General features: G+C 32.8%; 21 protein-coding genes. 8 read left to right on the plus strand and 13 right to left on the minus strand.

Translation table 11 applies throughout. The features are described from left to right. Nucleotides 1-33: 33 nt before the first annotated feature. From AOY20_RS03560 to AOY20_RS03580, 5 genes are all read right to left on the minus strand, one after another. Nucleotides 34-420 (minus strand): hypothetical protein, encoded by a 387-nt coding sequence (locus AOY20_RS03560; protein WP_054580581.1) that lies wholly within the window; start codon nt 418-420, stop codon nt 34-36. Nucleotides 421-933: 513 nt separating this feature from the next. Beyond that, nucleotides 934-1,902, minus strand: coding sequence for an AEC family transporter (locus AOY20_RS03565; RefSeq protein ID WP_054580582.1), 969 nt, complete (start codon nt 1,900-1,902; stop codon nt 934-936). 141 nt (nt 1,903-2,043) lie between these two features. Continuing rightward, complete coding sequence (gltS, locus tag AOY20_RS03570; RefSeq protein WP_054580583.1) at nt 2,044-3,267, minus strand: sodium/glutamate symporter; 1,224 nt, start codon at nt 3,265-3,267, stop codon at nt 2,044-2,046. A gap of 191 nt (nt 3,268-3,458) precedes the next feature. Next, nucleotides 3,459-4,601, minus strand: coding sequence for a capsule biosynthesis protein (locus AOY20_RS03575; RefSeq protein ID WP_227510361.1), 1,143 nt, complete (start codon nt 4,599-4,601; stop codon nt 3,459-3,461). A 90-nt stretch (nt 4,602-4,691) separates the two neighbouring features. Continuing rightward, nucleotides 4,692-6,656: a capsular polysaccharide biosynthesis protein gene (locus tag AOY20_RS03580; RefSeq protein ID WP_054580585.1), complete on the minus strand. Its 1,965-nt coding sequence runs from the start codon at nt 6,654-6,656 to the stop codon at nt 4,692-4,694. 68 nt (nt 6,657-6,724) lie between these two features. Here AOY20_RS03580 and AOY20_RS03585 point away from each other — a divergent pair, with 68 nt between their 5' ends. After that, nucleotides 6,725-7,723, plus strand: coding sequence for a CgeB family protein (locus tag AOY20_RS03585; protein ID WP_054580586.1), 999 nt, complete (start codon nt 6,725-6,727; stop codon nt 7,721-7,723). Between the two features lie 12 nt (nt 7,724-7,735). Continuing rightward, on the plus strand, nt 7,736-8,698 hold the full coding sequence (locus tag AOY20_RS03590) for a galactosyltransferase-related protein (RefSeq protein ID WP_227510362.1): 963 nt from the start codon (nt 7,736-7,738) through the stop codon (nt 8,696-8,698). Nucleotides 8,699-8,700: 2 nt separating this feature from the next. Here the strand turns inward: AOY20_RS03590 and AOY20_RS03595 are convergent, their stop codons facing one another. The 8 genes from AOY20_RS03595 to AOY20_RS03630 all read right to left on the minus strand — a co-directional run bounded on the left by AOY20_RS03595 (nt 8,701) and on the right by AOY20_RS03630 (nt 19,672). Continuing rightward, nucleotides 8,701-9,558, minus strand: a complete 858-nt coding sequence (locus tag AOY20_RS03595; protein WP_054580588.1) for an ATP-grasp fold amidoligase family protein — start codon at nt 9,556-9,558, stop codon at nt 8,701-8,703. A gap of 48 nt (nt 9,559-9,606) precedes the next feature. Continuing rightward, entirely contained in the window at nt 9,607-12,252 is a 2,646-nt protein-coding gene (locus AOY20_RS03600; protein ID WP_054580589.1) for a glycosyltransferase family protein, read from the minus strand. Nucleotides 12,253-12,256: 4 nt separating this feature from the next. Then, nucleotides 12,257-13,486, minus strand: a complete 1,230-nt coding sequence (gene wecC, locus AOY20_RS03605) for a UDP-N-acetyl-D-mannosamine dehydrogenase (RefSeq protein WP_054580590.1) — start codon at nt 13,484-13,486, stop codon at nt 12,257-12,259. A gap of 69 nt (nt 13,487-13,555) precedes the next feature. Next, on the minus strand, nt 13,556-14,725 hold the full coding sequence (gene wecB / locus AOY20_RS03610) for a non-hydrolyzing UDP-N-acetylglucosamine 2-epimerase (RefSeq protein WP_081403352.1): 1,170 nt from the start codon (nt 14,723-14,725) through the stop codon (nt 13,556-13,558). Between the two features lie 689 nt (nt 14,726-15,414). After that, nucleotides 15,415-17,091: a polysaccharide biosynthesis/export family protein gene (locus AOY20_RS03615; protein WP_054580591.1), complete on the minus strand. Its 1,677-nt coding sequence runs from the start codon at nt 17,089-17,091 to the stop codon at nt 15,415-15,417. Nucleotides 17,092-17,095: 4 nt separating this feature from the next. Beyond that, complete coding sequence (locus tag AOY20_RS03620) at nt 17,096-18,193, minus strand: KpsE/RkpR family capsule polysaccharide export protein (RefSeq protein WP_054580592.1); 1,098 nt, start codon at nt 18,191-18,193, stop codon at nt 17,096-17,098. Beyond that, nucleotides 18,183-18,845: an ABC transporter ATP-binding protein gene (locus AOY20_RS03625; protein WP_054580593.1), complete on the minus strand. Its 663-nt coding sequence runs from the start codon at nt 18,843-18,845 to the stop codon at nt 18,183-18,185. The genes AOY20_RS03620 and AOY20_RS03625 overlap by 11 nt, the downstream gene beginning before the upstream one ends. Further along, the gene (locus AOY20_RS03630) at nt 18,842-19,672 is read right to left on the minus strand and encodes an ABC transporter permease (protein WP_054580594.1); all 831 of its coding nucleotides are present in this window, start codon (nt 19,670-19,672) and stop codon (nt 18,842-18,844) included. The genes AOY20_RS03625 and AOY20_RS03630 overlap by 4 nt, the downstream gene beginning before the upstream one ends. Before the next feature lie 373 nt (nt 19,673-20,045). On the opposite strand from AOY20_RS03630, the gene ribBA reads away from it, so the two are divergent. Genes ribBA through glmU form a run of 6 tightly spaced genes read left to right on the plus strand, consistent with a single transcriptional unit; the run spans nt 20,046 to nt 24,927 of the window. Then, entirely contained in the window at nt 20,046-21,167 is a 1,122-nt protein-coding gene (gene ribBA / locus AOY20_RS03635; RefSeq protein ID WP_054580595.1) for a bifunctional 3,4-dihydroxy-2-butanone-4-phosphate synthase/GTP cyclohydrolase II, read from the plus strand. A gap of 11 nt (nt 21,168-21,178) precedes the next feature. After that, nucleotides 21,179-21,649: a 6,7-dimethyl-8-ribityllumazine synthase gene (gene ribH / locus AOY20_RS03640; RefSeq protein WP_054580596.1), complete on the plus strand. Its 471-nt coding sequence runs from the start codon at nt 21,179-21,181 to the stop codon at nt 21,647-21,649. A 4-nt stretch (nt 21,650-21,653) separates the two neighbouring features. Beyond that, the gene (gene nusB, locus AOY20_RS03645; protein ID WP_054580597.1) at nt 21,654-22,103 is read left to right on the plus strand and encodes a transcription antitermination factor NusB; all 450 of its coding nucleotides are present in this window, start codon (nt 21,654-21,656) and stop codon (nt 22,101-22,103) included. A gap of 20 nt (nt 22,104-22,123) precedes the next feature. Further along, nucleotides 22,124-23,041 carry a thiamine-phosphate kinase gene (gene thiL, locus AOY20_RS03650; RefSeq protein ID WP_054580598.1) on the plus strand — a complete coding sequence of 306 codons (918 nt, stop codon included), beginning with the start codon at nt 22,124-22,126 and terminating at the stop codon, nt 23,039-23,041. Then, a complete protein-coding gene (locus AOY20_RS03655) occupies nt 23,019-23,540 on the plus strand; it encodes a phosphatidylglycerophosphatase A family protein (protein WP_054580599.1) in 522 nt (173 codons plus the stop codon). Before thiL ends, AOY20_RS03655 begins: the two co-directional genes overlap by 23 nt. A gap of 22 nt (nt 23,541-23,562) precedes the next feature. Then, nucleotides 23,563-24,927, plus strand: a complete 1,365-nt coding sequence (gene glmU / locus AOY20_RS03660) for a bifunctional UDP-N-acetylglucosamine diphosphorylase/glucosamine-1-phosphate N-acetyltransferase GlmU (RefSeq protein ID WP_054580600.1) — start codon at nt 23,563-23,565, stop codon at nt 24,925-24,927. Nucleotide 24,928 lies beyond the last annotated feature (1 nt).

The raw sequence follows: 24,928 nt of genomic DNA on the forward strand, positions 1-24,928 counted from the left end.
ACCTATTTCACTATCTTCTTTACTTTATTCATTCTAGTAATCATCATCAATTTTAGATCTAAATGGAATTAATTCTAATTCACCAGAAGAACGACATACTAGCCCTGAGGGCTCCCAACTTATTCCAAAATAATCAGGATCAGACTCAAGTATTGGCTCAACTGTAATTTTTAACCCAGTTGTTAAATAGCTCATTTTTTTTATACGAAATGGGTGCTCATCAAATGACATAAAATGTAATTTTCTATCTTTAAAAGCTGATAATAAAAAACTTAATGAAAGTTGATCAATATATCGATCACTCATAGGATTCTTTACACCACAAGATACAAAAACAACTTTAATCTTTATGTTGTATTCTGGTTTTTCAAAACTTACGTCCGGTACAGTCAATAATAAGTATTCAGGAACTTTCAACATTAATTATTCATCCTATTAATTTTTTAAAATACTTTTAGTAATTAAACCTTAAATCTATTTTATGAAAACTGAAGTAGTTCTTCTAATAACGGATAAACCATAGATTTCCCTCTTAATAAGAATATACCATATGGTCAAATTCAATTATTAATAATAAAATTATACTCAAAAAATAGGTACCTTTTATAAATTTAAAATTACAAAACTAAGTGACCAAAATACCATTAAAGTACATAAATTGATTAAAATTATATGCTACAAAAATCTATGTCTAACTAATTAAATCAAATACTTAACATTAAGGCAATCTAATGTAATAAATCTCGGTGACCTTGCCAAGGTTGGGGTCGCGAGTTCGAGTCTCGTTTCCCGCTCCAAATTCAAAAAAGCCCTCATCAAAAGATGGGGGCTTTTTTATTTATATAAAATATTCATTCACTCTCCTTATAATTAGCAATAAAATAAATATCTTGATCAAAAATTAAGGTCTATTTTAAATAGACCTATTAGAGTTTAAGAATGAATCATCACAATAAGTGCCGTCACTGTAATCAACATACCGACTGTTGTAATAGCCAATATAGATGATGCTTGTGCCTGGTATTGCTTATACCGTGTTGCAAGCAAAACAATCATTGGACCTGATGGTAAAGCAGCAAGCAACAAGCCTTCATTAAAAACTGTTGTATGTATTGGCATACGAAATACATAAATTGCTATTCCAATAAATAACAAAGGGACGCCTATATTTTTTAAAAGCGAAATACAAAAAACCTCACCCGAAACCTTAAATTGATTCGCAGCAATCGTCATTCCTGCAACGAATACGGCAACACCAGCGGTTGCCTTACCAATTAGCTCTAAGGAATTAATAACAACATGTGGCATTTGAATATTTAAAAATACGAGAATAAATGCCAATAATGGTGCCCATACAAATGGCGTCTTGAAAATAGCTTGATATAAAGATTCACCAACTAAATGCATAGCTGAGTGATGATTTTCTTCATTAACCAAAGCCATCTTTATAATCACAGTAGCTAAAGGAACAATAAAAACATTAATTACAACAGAAATCATGCTTACAGCTACGCCACTTTCAATACCATATAAGCTACCAAGTAAGGCAGGACCATAAAATGGACCTGCACAAAAACTAACAGCTAGACCTGCAATTGAAGCTTCTACATTATTTCGTTTAAAACAAAATTTTGTAAAAATAAACCCCACAATATAAGCAATAAATAATGTAATAAATAATGAAAAAAATAAGCTAAGTTCCTGAATTAAACTTACTCTGGAAACAGTCACCGTCCCTACAAATAAGGCTGGAGGTAGAGCAAATTTTAAAACAAGCTCATTAAGTGTATTAAGTGGTTTTCCCTCAGTTCCAAACGATTGCCTTTTACCTGCAATAAAGCCAAACACTAAAACAAAAATAATAGGTATAACAATCGCCATTGATTGTAAAATTTGCTCCATTCCCCTCACCTAATTTTATATCATTATCAATTAATTATTATTGTATAAATCCACCTTATAAATAGCATTTACTTTTATGTATATAAAGTTTATTTTACTAAAAAGCCTCCTAAAAAGGAGGCTTATATACCTACTTAAAAGTTAACTAAATAAACTAATCGTAAACTGAATCACAACTGCATTTACAATATCAACAAAAAAAGCACCGGTTAATGGAATAATTAAAAAGGCTTTATGTGAAGGTCCATAAGTATTTGTAACTGCCTGAATATTTGCAATAGCCGTTGGTGTTGCCCCCAAATTCACACCACATTGACCTGCACAAAGTACAGCAGCATCATAACTCCGACCCATCACTCTAAAGGTTACAAAATATAGGTATAAAGCTAAAATAAGCGTCTGAACCAAAAGAATCAAAAGCAAAGGACCTGCTAAATCTGCTAATAACCAAAGCTGTAACGACATCAATGCCATAGATAAAAATAATGCTAAAGAAGCATTACCAAAAACATCAATACAACGATCAAACATTTCAACTTTAAAGCCATGCTCTAAAATATTACGAAGCACAACACCACATGCTAATGCCCAAACAAAAGTAGGTAACTCAAACCATTTACCTTGAGCAAAGTCTGCCATGAAATATGCGAAACAAATACAAAATGCGAACATCCCCATTGTTTTTACCGCATCATCAGCAGTAATTAAGCGTGTATTTTCTGGATATTCAAATGGTGCTGTTTCATCAGCAGGAGGTGCTTCCACTCGCTGTGCCGATGGTGCAATTTCTTCTGCCAATTGATAACGACGAATAAGAAACTTAGCCATGGGCCCCCCCATCATTCCACCAATGACAAGACCAAATGTAGCACTTGCCATTCCTAAAACAATTGCACCATGAATCCCATGATTTTGCTCAAATACACTTCCCCATGCACCTGCTGTACCATGTCCTCCAGTAAGCGTTACAGACCCAACAATCAAACCAATTAACGGATCTAAGCCCAGTACCTTCGCAAGACTAATTCCCACAATATTTTGTAAAAGAACAAATATAATTACACATATTAGAAATAATATAAGTGCCTTTCCACCTTCTTTAAGCTTTAATAAACTTGCACTCAATCCGACAGAAGTAAAAAACATTAGCATAAATATTTGCTGAATTTTGGCATCAAATGAAACCGTAATATTAAATAGCATAAATAAAATATAGGTAACCACTGCTGCAACCAAGCCACCAACAACCGGTTCAGGGATATTATATTTCTTTAATATCGTGATATTTTTCACAAAAAAATGCCCTATAAATAGGACAATCACTGAAATCACGATGGTAAGAAAAGCATCTAACTCATAATTCATGGCAGGTCATTCATTGTTCAAGACTCATATCCATGAATTATAACTTAAGCATATATTTTATTTATGTTTTTAATAATTTAATGTGCATTTAAAATGCAAAATATAATTGAAATTTTAAATACAATTAAGCATAAGCACTTTCTTTTCAAATCAGATAAATAAAAGATTTACTTTAATACTTATACATACATTTAATGATCCAACTTCATCCAGGGTGATTTACCATAAAATGAACCATTTAATTGAGAATATTCAATCAATTGATTTCTAAAAGAATAAAAATATTTAATATCAACAATACCTGGCTCTTTCCAAAATTTTTGTAAAGGATATTGGTTTATTAGACCTGGTAAATTATAAATTGCATGACCTAATGTTTTTACAGGAATTCCATGATACAAAGCTTGTATGCCTGTTGTACTATTCACCGTCACCATTCCCAAGCTATGCTTTAATAGCGTTGGCAAATGAACATCACAAAAATAATGAACCCTTCCTGATAAATTTAATTCTCGCTCTAATGTTTTAATTAATTTTGAGTAATTTCGATACCCCCGATCCATAGGATGATGCTTTAAGACTAAGTGTTGATCATCATTTGCATATTGAGCAAAATTTTTCATTACTTTTTCTATATATAACTCAACCTTCTTTAAATCACTATGTGTCAGAATTTGCGAATCATTATGAACTTGCAAGGCAAATACAAAATATTTTTTTGAATATTTTCTTATAAATTGTTTAAAACACAGCTTTTCAAAAAAATAATTTTTTATCCGTCGAACGCCTGAGATACACCAGTAATAAAGCTCTAGCTTAGGTGCAATTTGACGATGATGCTGATAATTTGGGTAATTTATCTGGTTAATTGTCCAAAACCAATAATAAAGTATGGCACTTAAGACCATCATAGAAAATTGATTATGAACAGGCTCTATATTTTTTATAGTTATTCTTTGTCGTGATGAATATCCCGTAATAAAAGCATCCTGAAAATTAGAATAAAAATTTACCCCATCTTGTTCAAACGTAATATAGTCTGGACGAATATACCCTTCTTCAAATGCAAAAAACTTAACTTTACAGCGTAAAGAAATTTCTTTTGCAATCACATGATAAAAACGACAATCCCCAAAACAGACAATCGCATCAATCTGATGCTCAATAATAAAATTTTCTAGCCATAATGGAAAATTTTCTAGCGTGTCTGTATAACTAAAACAATTCTGCATTGTTTTAGAAAAAAATTGATCGCCCCCATTAAAATTTACTTTGAAGCATTCAATTTTTTCTTGATTTAACCATTTCGCCAATCGAGTAAAAAAATTTCCCATTGGTCCTTGCAAAAGTAATACTCGGCGGGAGTCGAGTAAACTTTTCACATATTTCGACACTAAAATTTTACCTTAAAAAAAATACTACAACTATTTAAAAAAATTAATAAATTTAAATAAAAAGGGCTTAAAAGTTGGAAAGTATCTTATTTGACTTATGTGCTCAATGACATTTTCCGGCTGTATTGTTGGTAGTGTGTTAATTTTTGTAAAATTGTACAAAGGATACTCGATAAGAGTACAAAAAATCAACTTTTCACAAGATATTTTATGTGTTCTCCGCTCACATTTATATTCATCTTTTGTTAATCCCCACCCAGCATAAAAAGGTAAACCATAGCAGTAAACTTTAAGACCTCGTAATAAAGCTTCAAAACCACTTAAAGATGAAATCGTATGAACTTCATCGCAAATGTTAAAACAATCTAAAATAGATACTTTTTTCTCAATATAATTACAAAACTTCAGTGCAATATGATCTGGAATATTACCTACTCTTAAACCTTCAAGCACATCAGGATGTGGTTTATAAATAATGTAGGCAGTAGGATTTTTTTGACGGACCTTCTCCAATAAGGCTAAATTGGTTTTAATACCAACACCACCCAACTGAACCGACATATCATCTTCAACTTGCCCTATCACCAAAATTACACGATCTTGCTCAAATGGTCTTTGTAATGTTTCATGAACGCCTACATTATATTTTGTAATATTTAATTCAATAAGCATTTGCCATAAACTTATGGCACGAACATGTTCTTCTTCAGTTAAATCTGGGCGATATTGAAGTAAATTTTCTAATCTAGATGGGCGAGTTGCATCATAATAAATTCCGACATCATCAAAGACCAAAGAACAAGGTCGAATTAATTTTGCACCAAGACCAACAGATCGAATAAATCCATCTTCAACAGTAATGACATTTTCATAGCCTTGTTGCTTTAAATAATGTGCTTTTTTCCCCCAAGCAAGAACTGTGTCATTTTTATTTGGTTTACAAAATGAATAAAACGTGATCTGAGTTTTTGGAAAATTTAAAAAATCTCGAATAAATTTTCGTTTCCAACGACTAAAACCATAAGCTGAAATCAGATTAGGAACATATTTCTGCGCTTCAATATTTGGAATTAACAACTCTAAAATATCTTCTAATTCACATTTTTTACCTGTTATAGGATTTACATAACATGCATATTTTAAATATGCACATGCAAATAAATGCTCTAAGGAACGCTTTTTCCCTCTTCTCTCACCTATAATATGTAAAGGTGCATATTGATCATCTGTAAGTCCCCATCCTGCATACCAAGGAACACCAAAGCAATATACTTGCTTACCACAAAGTAAGGCTTCAAAGCCTAGCTGAGAACTCACCACAAATACATGACTAAACTGTGGTAATAATTCAATAGGATTATAATTCTGAGATAATACTTTTACACGTGGATGCTGTAAATCAACAAAATCAAAATGCCCTTGAGATTTCCCTGCTAATACATCAGGATGTATTTTCACCCAAATTGTCGCTGTAGGATAGTCGTCTAAAGCTTGTTGCAACATTAACTTAAATGTCTGCTGATTAGCTCCTGCATACTGAATAGATTGATCACCAAATGTTTGATCAACAACTAAAATATGTTGTTTCTCTGAATCAAATATTGTGGGATCTATATTGTCGAACTTCTGATTATATTTACTAATTTTATATTTTAAGATAGTTTCAATAATATGCTTTGCGCGAATATTAAGATCTTGATTTTCATCTAATAATATTACGTTTTCTAAATCTGATACTTGGTAAGCATCGAAATAAATTCCTAATTTATCTACAACCAAAGATAATGGAGAACAGCCATCTTTTCCCAAACCTAAAGAACGAATAAAACCATCCTCTAGACACAACACATCTAGACCATGCGTTTCTGCATAAGCTTTAGCTTTAAAAAAACTTTTTTTACGCCCCCAACCCAAAGCATAAACTTTGTCTAAATCTAAACATTTTTGAAAAATATAATAGGTTTTCTTTAACTTTTTAGAACCAAAATATTGCATAATAAATAATAGAAGCTATCTCAATTTTTAAGTTTAGTGCTCAAACTTTAACACGATATTAGTAATTTATGAAAAATTTAAGAATATTAAGCATTTTAGATGATTTTACGTATCAAAATTTAAAATTAGAGCCCTATGTAGAACTATTAACTAATAGACCTTTTTTATATTCTAAATATAATAAAATTGATCTTCTTTTGGTCGAATCAGCATGGCTTGGAAATCAAAGTAAATGGCGACATAAAGTTGCAAGTTATCCCAATCATCCTAAAAGAAATATCAATGATCTTAAAAAATTAGTACTATGGTGTAAAAATCATAATATACCTACAGTTTTTTGGAATAAGGAAGATCCTTATCATTATGATCAATTTATTGAAGCAGCCCAATTATTTGATTATATTTTTACTACAGATGAACTCAGCCTATCACAATATGCTATAGATGCTCCACATTCTAAAGCTACTACATTAACTTTTTTTATTCAGCCTCAATTACATTTTAGAAAAAACAATATTACCCCAATTAAAAGAACACTATTTACAGGAACATATCAAAAAAACCGACTCGATCATCGTACACTTTGGCAAAATAAAATTTTTGAAGCAGCAGCGCCTTATGGCTTAGACTTATACAATCGCCATATAAATAAATCGGATTATGAATTTCCTGAGTTATCTGGAGATGTTCACTACTTTAATCCTATTTCATACTCTAAAATTGTTGATATTTATAGAAGTTACCAACAAATTTTAAATGTAAATACAATTGTTCAATCCCCTACCATGTTTTCTCGTCGATTAATAGAGGTTATGGCATGCGGGCGTTTAGTCATAAGTAACCCAAGCCTTTCTATTCAAAACTTATTTCCAGAAATGTGTTTAGAAATTACAGCAGATGATGAAGCTTCTACATTATTCGAACAACTTCAATATGGTTATAGCATTCAACAAAAAAATATGATTAATTATGCGTATGAACATGTACATCAGCACTATACTGCTAAAGAATGGCTGAAAAAATTGCTTAAATATTGCAATATTGATCATGCTTATCTTTCATTATAAATGAGTAATCTTTTGTCAAATTTAGATTTATCTATTGTTATTCCAATTGATTTAAACCGTAGAAGTTGGGATATTTATAAACGCATTAAAAATTATGTACGTATTTTTGCACACTCAAATATTCAAATTATTTTAGGTTGCCATAATGAACCAAAATTTTGGGTCAGTTGTGTTCAAAAACTAATTACTCCTTATAATAATTTTAAATTATGTTTAGTTAGTACCCAAAAAAGTTCATTAGCTAAACTACGTAATATTGCGCTTAATCAAGTTCAAACACGTTATGTTTTATTTTTAGATGTGGATATTTATCCAGATATAGAAATAATTCAACAAGCATATAAATATACAATCAATAAGCCGAATACTTTAGCAATGTTTCCTTGCTTATATTTAAGTAAAATGGGAAGTAAAAAAATATATACGAAACCAACAACAGAGTTTATAAAAAATTATTATGATTTTAGACGTGATTTAATTCAACACTTAGCCTTTCCCTCTTCAATTATTTTAACAGATCTTGCTTCTGTTCAAGCAATAAATGGTTTTGATGAAGCCTATATTGGGCATGGTTATGAAGATTTTGACTTTATGCTACGTTTATTTAAATATAAAGGTTTAATTGAGTATACAAATGATATTTTAGTAGACGAACCTTATTTAGCACCATTAATGAGTATTGGCTTTAGAGCATTACTAGCAAAATCATGCTTGGAAATTCTATTATCACCTTATTATTTTTTACATATCTTTCATAAAAAAAATAAGCAAGAAAGTTATTATCGACTCCGTCAAATCAATCAAAATTACTTTAACTCTAAATTTCATATTATGATTAATATAAATCATGAGCTAGATAAATTAGCGCTATTACAAACATTTTTTATGCTTTTAAAAGACAAAAAAGAAAGCCCAAAATACGCTGTACTTTGGGCTGAAATAGAAGGGTATAAATTTAGAATAAACTCATATTAATTTTAGTTTCCAATACTTTTATATTTTTCTTGAAAACATCCATTCTTAATATCTCTATCTAATCGAGCTTCTGCATCCATCCACATCTTGCCTAATTTTTCATCCCAAGCCTTCCAAAACATAGAAAAACCACCTGGAAAAGGAGTAAACTCACCAAAAATAACTCCTTCAGATGAACTAAACAAATCGACTCTTACAAATGGAAGGGGAACATTAGATGATAATTTTCTTGCAGCATCTAGCATTTTTCGTACATTTCGAGCTAATGGTAAATTACTGTCAATTTTCCCAATATACTTACCAGTATTCTTAGCCTCTACAAGACTCTCATCATATAACTTATATGTTATCTCCCCATCTATCCCTTTGTGCTTTTGAAGAATTAAACCAACTTCACCATAAAAACAATAGAATTTCCAATCATCAAGCGCATAAAGTTTTCCATCATCAGGATATACTAACTCTTCCAACATCCACTTATTTGAAAATTTTTTTTCTTTCATAATTGAAAAAGCTTCTTCAATTATTTGTTGCTTACTAACCGTTCTATTCGTTAATAACTCATGATAATTTCCATGTTCATTATGACATAAATAAACACCTAATGAGCTATGTGCTTGTTCTGGCTTAAGAACAAATGAACCATCAATATCATTAATTTGAATATTCTCTAGCTTTTCATTTTTATAAAAAAGTTTAGGGCATTTAATACCTAAGTTTTCAACAAATGGGTAAGCTATAGACTTCATATCTAAACTAAAAATATAATCATGAAACTTTGATTTTACATTATCTCGTCTTATGTAAATTGCTTCTCTTACTTTATTCCTAAATGAAAAATTAGGTAATGTATTAGGCATCTAGACTTCCTATAAAGAATTTAAATATACTCAAATTCTACGTTCAATTTAAATTACTACTTTTTTTACATCAAAATCATCAAAAATTTCTGCATTTTTTAAGAAAAAGTCATCATCCGTTTGCCAAGTGTGATGTTCTCTTTCTTTACTTCTAAATGCTATAAAATTAAATGCATCTGATGAATAAATAGAGATTTTTAACTCTTTCAATCTAGCAAGAATAGATGAATCCTCTCCCTGATTCACAGGAGTAAATCCACCTATTTGATCAAATACTTGCTTTTTAATAACAAGTGTTGCTCCAAATACAAAATCTGTAACACGATGAGATTGATCTTTATATCTAATAATTGTTTTATTTGAACCTTCCAGATAAATAAAGATTTCTTTTTTACCAACTAAACCAAAATTACCATAACTAAATGGAATAATCATATCAGTTAAATAATTTTCAAAATAGAAATCATCATCATCCATTTTTGCTAAATATTCGCCTGTAGCAAAGGAAGCAGCTTTATTTAAACGTTCACCCAAAGTTACTGTATTATCATTTATTTCTATGATTTCAAATCTATGAATATTTGAAATTTTTTCAATTCCATCTTTAAGCCTTTTAATACCATTTACACTAAAACCTTGTGTAACCACAAATAGTTCTAAATTAGAATAATTTTGTCTACCTAAATTATCTAAAATACGATCTATATAATTTTCACGCATTGTAGCCATTAAAATAGATACTTTTGCAGGTGAATCATCATATTCAATATCAATAGAAGCTAAAATTTGCTTAACACGACTACTATATGTGTGCTTTAACATAACTTCACGATAACCACGATGAGCTAAATGTTTATATTTCCATTCATCTTGAAGTAGCTCTTTTGCAATATTAACTGCTTCTTCTGCATTTTTTGCAATTTGAACAATTCCAGGAAATTGTGTTTCTAGTGCTAATGATGGTGTAGATATTACAGGTGTTCCACATGCTAATAACTCGTAAACACGTCGTGACATCATTGTTGGTGAATCTGTAATAGTATTAACATTTAAGAAAATTTTGAAGCGTTTATATAAAACTGACATGGTTTTAAAATCAACAGCATCCCGAATTAAATGTCTATATTGCTCAGGGAAGTAATAACGTTCATTATTTAATTTAGACATGCGGTCATAAATAGCACCATTAAACTCTAATAATGCTGGAAGTAGTTGATCCATCTGTACTTTACGATCATCATGCCCCACAGAATAATAAGAGCCCGCGAAACAAATAGTTTCTTGTTCATAACGATTTCTATTAATAGGGTTACAAATAAATGGGTTAGCTGCAAAAACTAATGAAAAAACTTTTTTGCCTGGTAGGTCTCGCTTATAATCAGGAACCCTATTTTCATCTGTTGTAAAAATAATATCGCAGCGTTCTGCTATAGGTAAAAATTTTTCATAATGCATCGGATCTTCTTTATTCCAGAAGATAATTGGTAAGTTTCTATTTTTAGCAATACTAAGCGCATCTAAAAGCTTTTGTGCATTTGCATGTTGTAAACCAGGAGATGTAAAAGCATACTCCCAAGAACCACTATTGCCCTTCCAGCAACTCTCAATAAATAAAGCATTTGAAGTAGACTTCTGAATTTGCTCCACATAATTATTCTTATTTACTGGATATAATTTAAATTCATTACACCAAGAATTTTCAGAAATTTCATCAAGAATTGATAAAAATCTTGATTTACTCACAGCCTTTGGCCATTGTTTTTTTATAAAATCATATGAAATTAAAGGATAGTCCTTTTCTACATTAATTTCCTTAGCTAAGCTCTGTACTTTTGGCTGAATTAATTTATTTTCTCCATTAGTATTTACAGTAATGATTGGTGTATCTATTACTTTATTATCAGACACACTTACATTATTTAATTTTTTGGCTCTTAATTTTGCCTCATTCTTTAATTGTAAAATTCTATTCGGTAAGCTAACTAAACTTTCTAAACTTTTTTTACTATCAATTAGAGTTTTTCCAATTTGGAAAGAAATCGTACGTTCTAAATCACGCTCTTCTTTACCATCTTCAAATTTCCCTACAAATTGAGTAAGTTCTTGTTTAAACAACCCAGCAACTTCTCGTCTATGTAAAGTAATTTCATTAAGAACTTGTAATATCGAGGTCGATAAATTTGTATTTTTATCTTCCATAACTTGTATAATTTTTTGCAATAAATATTGGGTGTCTTTTTTTAAATCCTCAACCATTACAGCCCTATTATCAACTATCTCTTTTGATAAGCTCTGTAAGGATATCTGATTTTTTTTAACAAAACCTTCTAATCGTAAGACAGGTTGTGAAATTTCACTTTCAATTAATTCCGCAAAAACTTCACGACTATGTAAAATATCATTGATAATTCGTTTTGTAAAAACAAAATAATTTTCATTATTTTGTATTACAGTCTCATTTAAATCAGAACTCATTTTTTTTAAAATATCTTGCTCTTTCTGCAAACTATCTAGTTCCAATTTAAGACTTTGAGTTATCTCTAATAAATTATCTAATCGTTGCTTTATATCAGAACCATTAGCAGCAATTACTTGCTCTAATGGTTTAATATTTTCAGCAAGATGACTAGCAATTTCTATAGATTGAGCGTCTGCAACCTTTTTCTGCCTTCTTGGTGAAACCACAGATTTCATCTTATTACCCCACAAAACTCATAACTGCTGAATCTAAATTCACAAACTCTTTATGATTTACTAAAATAGCAACTACATCAGCCTCAGCTATTGCTTGCGCCAATGAACATAAAGTGCCTTGTGTAATTTTTTGAGGTAAAGTATGAATATTTGGTTCTACTAATAGCAAATCAATATTTGAATTTCTACCCATCATTTGCGCAATTTCCACTGCTGGGCTTTCTCTTAAATCATCAATATTTGGTTTAAATGCTAAACCAAGTAAAGCAACTTTTGGCTTACGATCTAAATTTCCTAATTGTGCAATTTCTTGCTCAATTTTTTCAACAACCCACTTAGGTTTATAATCATTTACTTCACGTGCTGTCGCGACCATACGTGCAAGATCTGGTGTTTTATTTACAATAAACCATGGGTCTACAGCAATACAATGTCCACCAACACCAGCACCTGGACTTAAAATATTCACACGTGGGTGACGGTTAGCTAGAGCAATTAACTCCCAAACATTAATATTTAAACGATCGCTAATTAAAGATAATTCATTTGCAAATGCAATATTAACATCGCGGAAAGCATTTTCTGTCAGCTTAGTCATTTCTGCCGTACGGGCATTGGTTTCAACTAAATCACCTTTTACAAAAATTCGATATACTTCCGCAGCTTTTTTAGCACATTCAGGAGTAATCCCCCCAATTGTACGGTCATTTTCAACCAATTCACGAATCACTTGACCAGGTAATACACGCTCTGGACAGTATGCAACATGAATATCAATATTTTGGTCTGTATCAACTTTAGGAAATGTTAAGTCAGGGCGTAATTCTGTAAGCCACGTTACCATCTGCTCCGTAGCACCTACTGGAGAGGTCGACTCCAAAATCACAATATTCCCTTTTTCCAATACAGGTGCAATTGTTTTTGCTGCTGCCTCTATATAAGAAAGATCTGGTGTATGGTCTTCACCTTTAAATGGTGTAGGTACTGCAATTAAAAATGCATCTGCAGATTCTGGTATTAAAGACGCTTTTAAATGCCCAGTCGAGACAACTTGTTTAACAATTTCCTCTAGACCAGGCTCTACAATATGAATTTTACCTTGATTAATTGTATCAATTGCATATTGGTTTACGTCTAAACCAACCACTTGAGCCCCAGCATATGCAAACATTGTTGCTGTTGGTAACCCAATATACCCCAAACCACTCACAGACACTTTCTTAATAGATGACATAATAATTTACTTTTATCTAACACTAACAAAAAATAAGCTTTAAAACTTCGGAATAAAAAGTATTTACCTTTAGGCAAATACTTTTTGCACTTGTTCTTCCTGCATTTGCTCTAAACCATATGCAGCTTTAATTGCATTCACAATACGTTGACACGCTTTCCCATCACCATAAGGGTTATGCGCTTGACTCATCGCTTTATGTAATACTTCATTATTTAAAAGCTCTGAAACATGCTTCACAATAGAATCTTCAAGAGCTCCAATTAATTTTACAGTTCCAGCTTGAACTGCTTCTGGTCGCTCTGTCGTATCTCTCATTACTAATACAGGAATACCTAAAGAAGGTGCTTCTTCCTGAATACCACCAGAGTCTGTTAAAATTAGGTAGCTATGCTGCATTAGCCAAATAAAAGGTAAATATTCTTGTGGCTCAATTAATTTAATATTTGAAATACCATCTAAATATTTATATACAGGACCAGAAACATTTGGGTTCATATGTACAGGATAAATAAACTCGATTTCAGGATATTTCAAAGCTAATTTTTTTAATGCCTTGCATATATTTTCAAAACCTTCACCAAAGTTTTCACGACGATGTCCGGTAATCAATACCCATTTTTTTGTTAAATCTAATTGTTTAAATTTTTCCTGCATTTCTAAATGCAAAGAAGCATGCGTATCTAATTTGTTTTTAATAAATAGTAAAGCATCAATAACCGTATTTCCTGTTACATAAATACAGTCACTCGGTTTTTTCTCTTGCTTTAAGGAAGCTGCCGCTGTTGTTGTTGGTGCAAAATGAAACTTTGCTAAAGTTCCTGTTAATTGTCTATTCGCCTCTTCTGGCCAAGGAGAATATAAATTATATGTACGCAAACCAGCTTCTACATGTCCAATATCAATTTTTTGATAAAATGCTGCTAATGATGCACTTAATGTTGTGCTTGTATCACCATGTACTAAAACTAAATTAGGCTGAAAGTCTTGATAAACTTCAGACAATCCCAATTGCATTTTTGCTGTTAATTCAGTAAGACTCTGATTTGGCTTCATAACATTTAAGTCATAATCAGCATTAATTGTAAATAGCGAAAGTACTGAATCAAGCATTTGACGATGCTGTGCAGTTATACAGACTTTTGCCTCAATTAAATTATCATTTTGCAAAGCGTGTACTAAAGGCGCCATTTTTATGGCTTCAGGTCGAGTTCCAAAAACTAGTAATACTTTAAACATATTTATACCCATTCCTTTAAGCTTTTAATCATCACTTGCATTTAGTCTGTACAATTAAGGTAAAAAACATAAACAATTATATTAAAAGCATAAGATTATTTTTGACTAGTATACTATATTAATACTAATATCTTTCACATTAAAGTATATTTAAAAGCTTTGTTTTTATTATACTTAATTGCAATTTTTACAATCGCACCATATAGTACACATTATAATTAACTTACAAGATATTTATCACAATTTCACATATTTTATTTAAATATTTTCTTACATAAAATTTTATTATTCAAATTTTAATTTTTTCTTTAAGTATTCAAAAAATTAGCATTTTCATATTTCATTTGGAGTACAATATTTTTCACAAAACAATAAGCAGCATCAAAAAAAATTACACCCACAAAAACAAATATATGATTTACAAGATAAATCAATAATATAACGACAACCCGTAATAGATAGACAATATTGACTTTTTTTGTTCACAAAAAATATAATTTTTAAAAATTTATGCTATTTTTTATTTATACCCCACAAATAACGCGCAAAATGCATTTTTCAAAATGCTGGAAATATATATTAAAAAATCATAATCATATATATTTTAAATATATAAATAAGCCCTCTTTAAAAATAAAAAGGGCTTATTTATAGAATAACGTGAAAGATATGCTGTGTATTATTTATACTTATAAGTCTAGAGCCACTTTCGCCATAACAGCTAAATGATAAAGCACTTGCGTGATTCCTCGCGTTACCTCAATCGATTTGGTTTGAACTTTCGGTAATACTAAAATTTCATCACCTTGTTTAATTTTAGTATTTTTAGACACTAATTCTGTTTTACCATTTTGACTCATGACAATGACTTTAGATTTATTCGATTTCTGGCTGAAACCACCAACCTGATCTATGTAATCCATAGCCGTTTGATTCTTTTTGTATTCCACACCATTCGGAAATGAAACCTCACCATGAACCATCACTACAGAAGTTTTTTCAGGAATCTTTAAAACATCACCTTGTTCTAAAATTACATCATGATATGTACTAGGATCTAGAACCACTTGACCACTTGGCTGAATTTTTCGTGCCTTCGCAATAAATTGTTTGACTAACTCAGCATCTTTAGAACGTAAATTTGCTTCTTCTTGGGTGCTTGAACGTGCATTAAATGTTGCATCTTCTAACTTATCTAAAGAAACATTGAGCATTTCTTTTTGGCGTGTTGCGACAGAAGGTCTATACAACTGCAAAGAATCCATTTCCGCTAATTGATTTGGATTTAACTGTGCTAAAACATCTGAAAGCTTTGAACCATAAGGTAAAACTACAGCATGTGCACCATTATGCGCACCTTCTACACGAACCTGAATAGTTCCTGCATAACGGTCTGCTGTTACAGTTACAATATCACCATCTTCTACAGGTACGTGCCCTGCTTGTTTCACATCATAATATTCACTACGGTATTCAGAACCTTGACGGCGTTGAATACTTACATTGGTCGCACCTGGTTTAAGTTTGGCAAATGACAATGCTTGAGCTAGTGAAATCGTTGGACTATCAAATTCAAAATCATTTTGGTTATAAACTTCACCCGTTACATTAAAGGTATGTGTGCGCTGTCCTACAACAATTACATCACCATCTCTAAATGAAAATGGGCGTAAATGTCCATTCAATAAAAAGTCATATAAATCGATATGTTGTACAGTTTGCCCATTACGCATCACTTTAATATTAATGTAACTACCACGTTCAGGATCTACACCACCTGCACGATCTAAATAAGCAATCGCGCTATCATTTGCTACGCCACCATAGTTCCCTGGCTGGTTTACAAATCCTGTTACTAATACTTTTACAGGTTGTGCTTGCTCAAGTGCTGCATAAACTCCTACGTTTGATGCATAAATACGGCGTACATGCGATTCAATTACAGACTGTAAATTTCCGTTGCTTATACCTTCAACTCTGACAGGACCAACGTTCGGAATGAAAATATTTCCTTGTGGATCAACTTTTTGTGTTCCAGCAAATTGATATGCCCCCCAAAGACGTAAATTAATACTATCTCCAGGATTAACGACATAACTATTATTAAAAGTAGAACCTGCTGTCGAGGCAAATGCACCCTTAAATAACTGTGAACCAAACATTGTATTATCTGTTTGATATTTCATTGAATTACTAGGTGAAAGATCAATAATTGACTCATTATTTAAAATTGTATTTTCAGATGATGAGGTATTAATATTTCCACCAATACTTGACAATTCAGCTGGAAGTAAACTCTGATCTACTGCATACGTTGCCGTAGTACATGCCAAGGATAAAACTGATAATAACGCAATTTTTTTCATAGACTTATTCCTTGTGCTCACGAACAATAGAACGGATTAACATCCCAATTCCAAAAAGAATATTCAACACAATAAATGATGTAAAACTAATATAAAATTTACGAGGATATTGAGCATCTTGAGCAAGCATTGGCTCTGCAATAATCACTAATTTTTTCAATTTACGCGACGCTTCTAAACGCGCTTTTTCAAGTGAAGCTAAAGAAATTTTATATAAATCTGTAGCAAAACCAACCTGTGCTTTTAATGCTTCAAAGTCAGCAACATTTTTATTTAATTTCGCATTACTTGGTGATGTTAACTTTGCACTTTCACTCGCAATTTGCTCTTGTACAGATTGAATTTGACTGCGTACAGCGACCACTTGTGGTGCATCTGGTGTTAAGTAGCTCAGTAATGTACGTTCTTCAGTTTTTAACTGTGCTAAATTTGCCTGTAAGCTTGAAATTAAAGTTGCAACTGCCTGAGCTTGTAATTCAGGATCAAAAATTTCATTTTCATTTTGATAAGTTAAAACAGCCTGGCGAGCTTGTTCTAATTGACTACTTGCATCTTTAAATTGTTTTTCTGCAAAACGCTGTTGCTCTTCTGCAATATTTTTTGAAACTTCATTAATAAAAGCATCGCTTTCTTTTAAAATTTCTTTATTTAATTTTAATGAAAATTCAGGTGAAAAAGCTTGATCATTAATTTTGAGCATCATACTTTGCTCATCTAATTCAACCTTAACCATTTTATTATAATATTCTACTAAGTCTTCAATAGATGCATCTTCTGGTAAAGCAAAAACAGGGTCTTGAACTGAAGAAAACTCTTTTCTTAAGTTTAACTTTTCATTCAGTTTTACAACCATATCACGAGAAGCAATATATTCTTTTAAAATTTGTGAATCTTCTCGGCTTGTACTTGACACACCAAATAATGCCCCTAACCCAGATGAATCAGACACTTGTGTATCTGCAACCTGCTTAACCAATACCAGTGAAGAAGACTGATAACGATCTTTTGCAAATGAAAATAAATAAACAATAATTATCAAAAGTGGAATTAAGACACAGCAGATATATGCAATCCAAAGTGACTTTTTAAATTTAGTTTGCATATGCTTTATATACCTCTATCGCATTTTGTATATCATCGAAATATTCTGCTTTTCCATCACGTACTAAAAAAGCCACATCACAATTTGTTGTTAAATCTTTTAAATTATGTGAAACCATGATGATATTTGAACTTTCTTTTAACTCATTCAGTAATTTTTGACTTTTATTTCGAAATGATGCATCACCAACAGCACCAGCTTCATCTAGCAAATAATAATCAAAATTAAATGCCATACTTAAGCCAAAGCCAATACGACTTTTCATACCACTTGAATAACTTTTGACAGGCATATCAAAATATTTTCCAATTTCAGCAAACTCTTCAACGAAGTTCACCACATATTCTACTTCTTCTTCGGTACTCACATATAAACGAGCAACAAAGCGACAGTTTTGGCGTGCACTTAAACTGCCTTGAAAACCACCAGATAATGCAACTGGCCAAGAAATAGATTTATTGGTAATGACTTGTCCTGCATCGGCATAATCAATACCACCAATAATGCGTAATAAGGTGCTTTTCCCTGCTCCATTTTTACCAAGCAAAGCCACACTTTTATTTTCGGGTAAAACAGCATTTAAATTTTTAAATACATAATGACGTCCTTTAGGCGTCACATAAGACTTGGTTAGACCTTTTAATTCTATCATTTTGATCTCACCATTCGTTTTTCAAAACGTTTATATAGCAATAAACCAAGAAATAGTGTACCTACGAGCCACTCTATAAAATAACTCAAACTAATTCCCTGAACTAAAGCATAGGTAGGAGAAACTGCGTGACGCATATTTTCAAAAATATGAATTAATGGATTCCAAAGTAAATATTCTCTATAGGGCATCGGTATAATTTGTATAGAATAAATAATTCCTGAAAGTAAATATAAAAGGAAAAATAAAACGTTTAAAACTTTTTGGATTTCTTGTGAAAAGTCAGCAATGACCATAAACACAAGACTACAGGCAAACATAAATAGAAATAATAATGCCCAATACATTAAAAGCTGTGGAATAGCTTCAAAACTAATATGAAAACCGAACCAAATTAGAGCGATGCTAAAACCAATATAAGCAATGAATTTAAGTATAAGTTCTAAAAAGTTTCGTGCTATCACAGCATCTACAGGCTTCACAGGTTTATAACTAAATAAACCTTTATTTGACTGCACTGCACTCATGGCTTGCGTAACGCCTGTACGAAACATATAAAATGGAATAATGCCATTCACCAAAAAAACTACAAAATCAATACCAGGTGAAACTCGATCTCGAATTGTTCCAAAAATTAAAATTAATATACCAATTGTCAACAATGGCTCTAAAAACACCCAAAAATATCCTAAACGGTATTTTCCGAATCGCGTTTGTAACTCACGTAATAATAGTGCCCGTATTGAAGAATACATGACTGCTAATCCACCACGAGGCTTTAAACGTGGTAGCTTTCTTAGTGAAACAGAGTTGGCATTTTTTTTCATTTTCGAGTTAAAAACAACCTATTCAATGAGTATTATTCACATAATTAGAAACCATAATAACGACTCTAAATCCATTAATAAAGATATTATTTTTAATCGACTAAAATGTATAAAAATTCTTTTAATTTAAGTATTTTGCCTATTTTAATTTGATTATATTTTTATACATTATTCTTCTGTACAAATGTTTAATAAACACTCAAAAAATCATTTTATTTATTCTCCTTAGCTATTCAACGCTTCTTAGACTGTGTATAACAATGTCTTCATAGGGAAAGTCAATAGTCATAGGCAAATACGTTCAAAACGCGTTAAACTATGTCAATTAATGCAATTAAACTGTCTGATATAGACATCAAAAAGGTGAAGGTCAATGCCGCTCAATACTGTTGAAGAGCTTGTAGCTGATATCCGTGCAGGAAAAATGGTCATCTTAATGGATGATGAAGATCGTGAAAATGAAGGTGATCTTGTTATCGCTGCCACGCATGTGCGACCTGAAGATATTAACTTTATGATTACGCACGCTCGTGGTTTAGTGTGTCTAACCTTGAGCCGTGATCGTTGTCAGCAACTTGCTCTCCCATTAATGGTTGATGCAAACGGTGCTCAACATGGTACAAACTTCACACTTTCAATTGAAGCGGCTGAAGGAATTACTACGGGTATTTCAGCAGCAGAACGTGCTCATACCATTCAAACAGCTGTTGCAGCACACGCTAAACCACAAGATATTGTACAACCTGGTCATATCTTCCCGCTTATGGCTCAACCAGGTGGTGTTTTACACCGTGCAGGTCATACCGAAGCGGGTTGTGATTTAGCCCGTCTTGCAGGTCTTGAACCAGCATCTGTTATTTGTGAAATTATTAAAGAAGATGGTACGATGGCGCGTCGTCCAGATCTTGAAATTTTTGCAGAAAAACACGGTCTAAAAATTGGTACAATTGCTGATCTCATTCACTATAGAATGACCAATGAGCAAACTGTTGAACGTATTGACCAACAAACACTAGATACAGAATACGGCACATTTGAACTTTTCCGTTACCGTGAAATTGGTAATCCAGATATTCATTTAGCGTTAGTTAAAGGCGAACCTTCTAGTGGTGTAACCACAGTTCGTGTACATGGATTTAATCCTGCACGTGATTTGCTTAAACTCAATAAGCAAGATGGTGAACCTGCTTGGAATTTAGATAAAGCACTTAAAACTATTGCAGATAGTGATCGCGGTGTTTTAGTGTGGATTGGTCAACGCCATTTACAAGATTTAGGTCCAGCTTTAGATACCTTAAAAGCACCAAAGAATGTAAAATCAAATTCGGCACTTTCACAGCAATACCAAACCATTGGTGTTGGTGCACAAATTTTACGTGATTTAGGTGTTGAGAAAATGAATCTTCTCAGCTCTCCATTACGTTTCAATGCCCTTTCAGGCTTTAATTTAGAAGTGGTGGAATATATCACCGCAGATCAACCATCTGAGAAATAATCGAGGTTTCTATGGCTGTTCGCCGTATTGAAGGTTTGTTACATCTCGCGAACGAAGACCGTTACGCGATTTTAGTTGGTCGTTTTAATAGCTTTGTTGTCGAACATCTACTAGATGGTGCAATTGATACATTGAAACGTCATGGCGTATCAGATGATAATATCACTGTTGTTCATGCACCAGGTGCTTGGGAACTTCCTGTCGTTGCTAAAAAATTAGCTGCGTCAGATCGTTTCGATGCCATCATTGCATTAGGCGCTGTGATTCGTGGTAGCACACCTCACTTCGACTTTGTTGCTGGTGAATGTGCTAAAGGTCTAGGCGTGGTTGGTCTAGATACTGGCTTGCCAGTAATTAATGGTGTACTTACTACGGATAGTATCGAACAAGCGATTGAACGCTCTGGTACAAAAGCAGGTAATAAAGGTAGCGAAGCTGCCCTTACTGCAATTGAAATGGTTAACTTGTTAAAGGCTATTTAACGCTATGTCGCAAACACTTCAAGCAGCTTATGCAGCAAAACGTAAAGCACGTCGCTTTGCTGTACAAGGAATTTATGAATGGCAAATGAGCCACAATCCTGTGCATGAAATTGAAGCACGTACACGTGTTGAAAATGCAATGCATAAAGTGGATCTCAGCTATTATCATGAATTGTTGACTCAAGTGGTTGCCAATCATGAAGCATTGGATGCGCTCTTAATCCCTGTGCTTGATCGTGAGATTAGTGCCTTAGATGGTGTTGAACTCGCGACGCTACGTCTCGGTGCATATGAATTAAAAGAACATCTTGAAATTCCATATCGTGTTGTTTTAGATGAAGCAATCGAGCTTGCTAAACATTTTGGCGGTGCAGACAGCCATAAATACATCAATGGTGTATTAGATCGTTTAGCAACAACTTTACGTGCAGCAGAAAAACAACAAGCTAATTAAGTTTTAAGTAGATTTGTTGTATGGCTGAGTTTTCGATTATCGACACCTATTTTAATCGCAAGAATCAATATTCTGTCGATTTAGGGGTCGGTGACGACTCAGCCTTGCTCACTCCCCCTCCACAGCAACAATTGGTCATCTGTGCCGATACTCTCGTTGCTGGTCGACATTTCCCATTAGATACTAATCCACATGCTGTTGGCTGGAAATCTGTTGCTGTCAATTTATCTGACATTGCTGCAATGGGTGCAAAACCACATAGTATTTTATTGGCATTGAGCTTACCCCAAATTGATCATGCTTGGCTCAAAGGTTTTAGCCAAGGTCTTTATGATTGTTGCGATCAATTTGGTGTGAGTTTAATTGGTGGTGATACCACTCAAAGCCCTCATTTAACCATTTCTGTTACGGCACTTGGTTGGATTGAACAAGGGAAGTCTGTACTTCGTTCAGGTGCTAAAGTTGGTGATTATATCTGTGTAAGTGGTACCGTTGGTGATGCTGCTTTTGCACTACATCATTTAGGACATCTATTACAAAAACGCTTAGATTATCCAACACCACGTTGTGAACTAGGAAATATTCTCAAAAATTATGCAAATAGCATGATTGATATTTCAGACGGTCTTGCACAAGATTTAGGACATATTTTAAAAGCATCAAATGTTGGTGCAATTCTAGATATTGATCAACTACCTATTTCACCAGAATTAGAAAACTTAGAACAAAATAAACTTTTGCAATATACCCTTGCAGGAGGAGATGATTATGAGCTATGTTTTACATTATCTCCTGAGAAATATGAAGCACTTAAATCTAACAAAATTGATACTCCTATTACAAAAATAGGGAAAATTACTCAAGAATTAGGATTACACTTCACTCAAAATAATCAACTTCAATTATTAGAGTTTAATGGATACCAACACTTTGCATAAGCCAGCTATTAAATTTAAAGACATGTCTTGGTTTAACCGTTTCATCGTATTTTGCGGTGTCGGTTTTGGTTCAGGACTTGCTCCTAAAGCACCTGGGACTTTTGGTTCAGCTTTTGCTTTACTTTTTGTCCCTATTTGGCTTTTTTTAGGCTTTTGGAACTCTGTTATTGCCATTATATTAATGTCTTTAATTGGTATTTATATTTGTGGTCATACTGCCAAAGTCATGGGTGTTCATGATGATGGTCGGATTGTTTGGGATGAATTCGCTGGACAATCTATTACATTTCTTCCTCTCATTTATTTTTCTCAAATAAGTTGGTCTTGGATTTTTATTGCATTTGCACTCTTCCGCTTATTTGATGTTTGGAAACCTTGGCCGATTCGTGTTATTGATCGCCAAGTTGGTGGCGGTTTCGGTATAATGTTTGACGACATTATTGCTGGCATTTGGGCTGCTCTTTGTATTCTCCTGTACCTCTATATCTCACTGGCTTAAAGCCAAATTTCCAAGGTGTATTATGTCAACTTCTGTGATTATTCTTGCAGCAGGCAAAGGAACTCGAATGCGCTCGAATTTGCCAAAAGTATTACAACCTCTTGCAGGACGCCCTCTTCTCGGCCATGTTATTGAGACTGCAAAAAAACTAAATGCAGAAAATATTATTACTATTTTTGGGCATGCTGGAAATTTAGTTCAACAAGCATTTTCACATGAAAATATTCAATGGGTTGAGCAAAAAGAACAACTTGGAACAGGTCATGCCGTTAAAGTGACACTACCTGTATTACCAACAGAAGGTGTATCACTCATTTTATCTGGTGATGTTCCTTGTATTAATCCAACAACCTTAGAAAAGCTACTCAGCGTTTCACGTGAAACAGGTATTGGGCTTGTTACACTCACTTTAGATGATGCTACAGGCTATGGTCGAATTGTTCGTCATAATAATAAAATCCAAGCGATTGTAGAACATAAAGATGCATCTGATGAACAACGTCAAATTAAAGAAATTAATACCGGCATTTATTGTGTAAATAATGCAAAATTACACGAATGGTTACCTAAAATCAGCAATGAAAATGCTCAAGGTGAATATTATTTAACCGACATTGTTGCAATGGCAATTGAAGATGGTTTGGAAGTTGCATCTGTAGAGCCAGAACTTGCATTTGAAGTTGAAGGCGTAAATGACCGTATTCAATTAGCAGCACTTGAACGTGAATTTCAACGTTATCAAGCACAACAATTAATGAAGCAAGGCGTACATTTAATTGACCCTCAACGTTTCGATTTACGTGGTGAATTACTTGTAGGACAAGATGTTTGTATCGACATCAATGTTATTATTGAAGGCCATTGCGAATTTGGTAACAATGTACAAATTGGTGCTGGATGTATCATAAAAAATACAAAAATTGCAGCAGGAACTGTTGTTAAACCTTATAGTATTTTTGAAGATGCCAATGTCGGTGAAAATACAGCAATTGGTCCTTTTGCACGCCTGCGTCCTGGTACTCATCTTGCCAATGAAGTTCATATTGGTAACTTTGTTGAAGTTAAAAACTCAAATATTGGCTTAGGCTCTAAAGCTAATCATTTCACTTATCTTGGTGATGCTGAAGTCGGTGCTGGCTCAAACATTGGTGCAGGAACAATTACCTGTAACTACGATGGTGCAAATAAATTTAAAACCATCATTGGTGATCATGCATTTATTGGATCTAATAGCTCATTGGTTGCCCCTGTTGTTATTGCAAATGGTGCAACAGTTGGTGCTGGTTCTACAATTACTCGTGATGTTGCCGAAAATAGTTTAGCTGTAGAACGCTCTAAACAATTTTCTAAAGAAAATTATCAACGTCCAGAAAAAGTTAATAAATAAG

This window comes from Acinetobacter equi, from assembly GCF_001307195.1.
Taxonomy (GTDB): domain Bacteria; phylum Pseudomonadota; class Gammaproteobacteria; order Pseudomonadales; family Moraxellaceae; genus Acinetobacter; species Acinetobacter equi.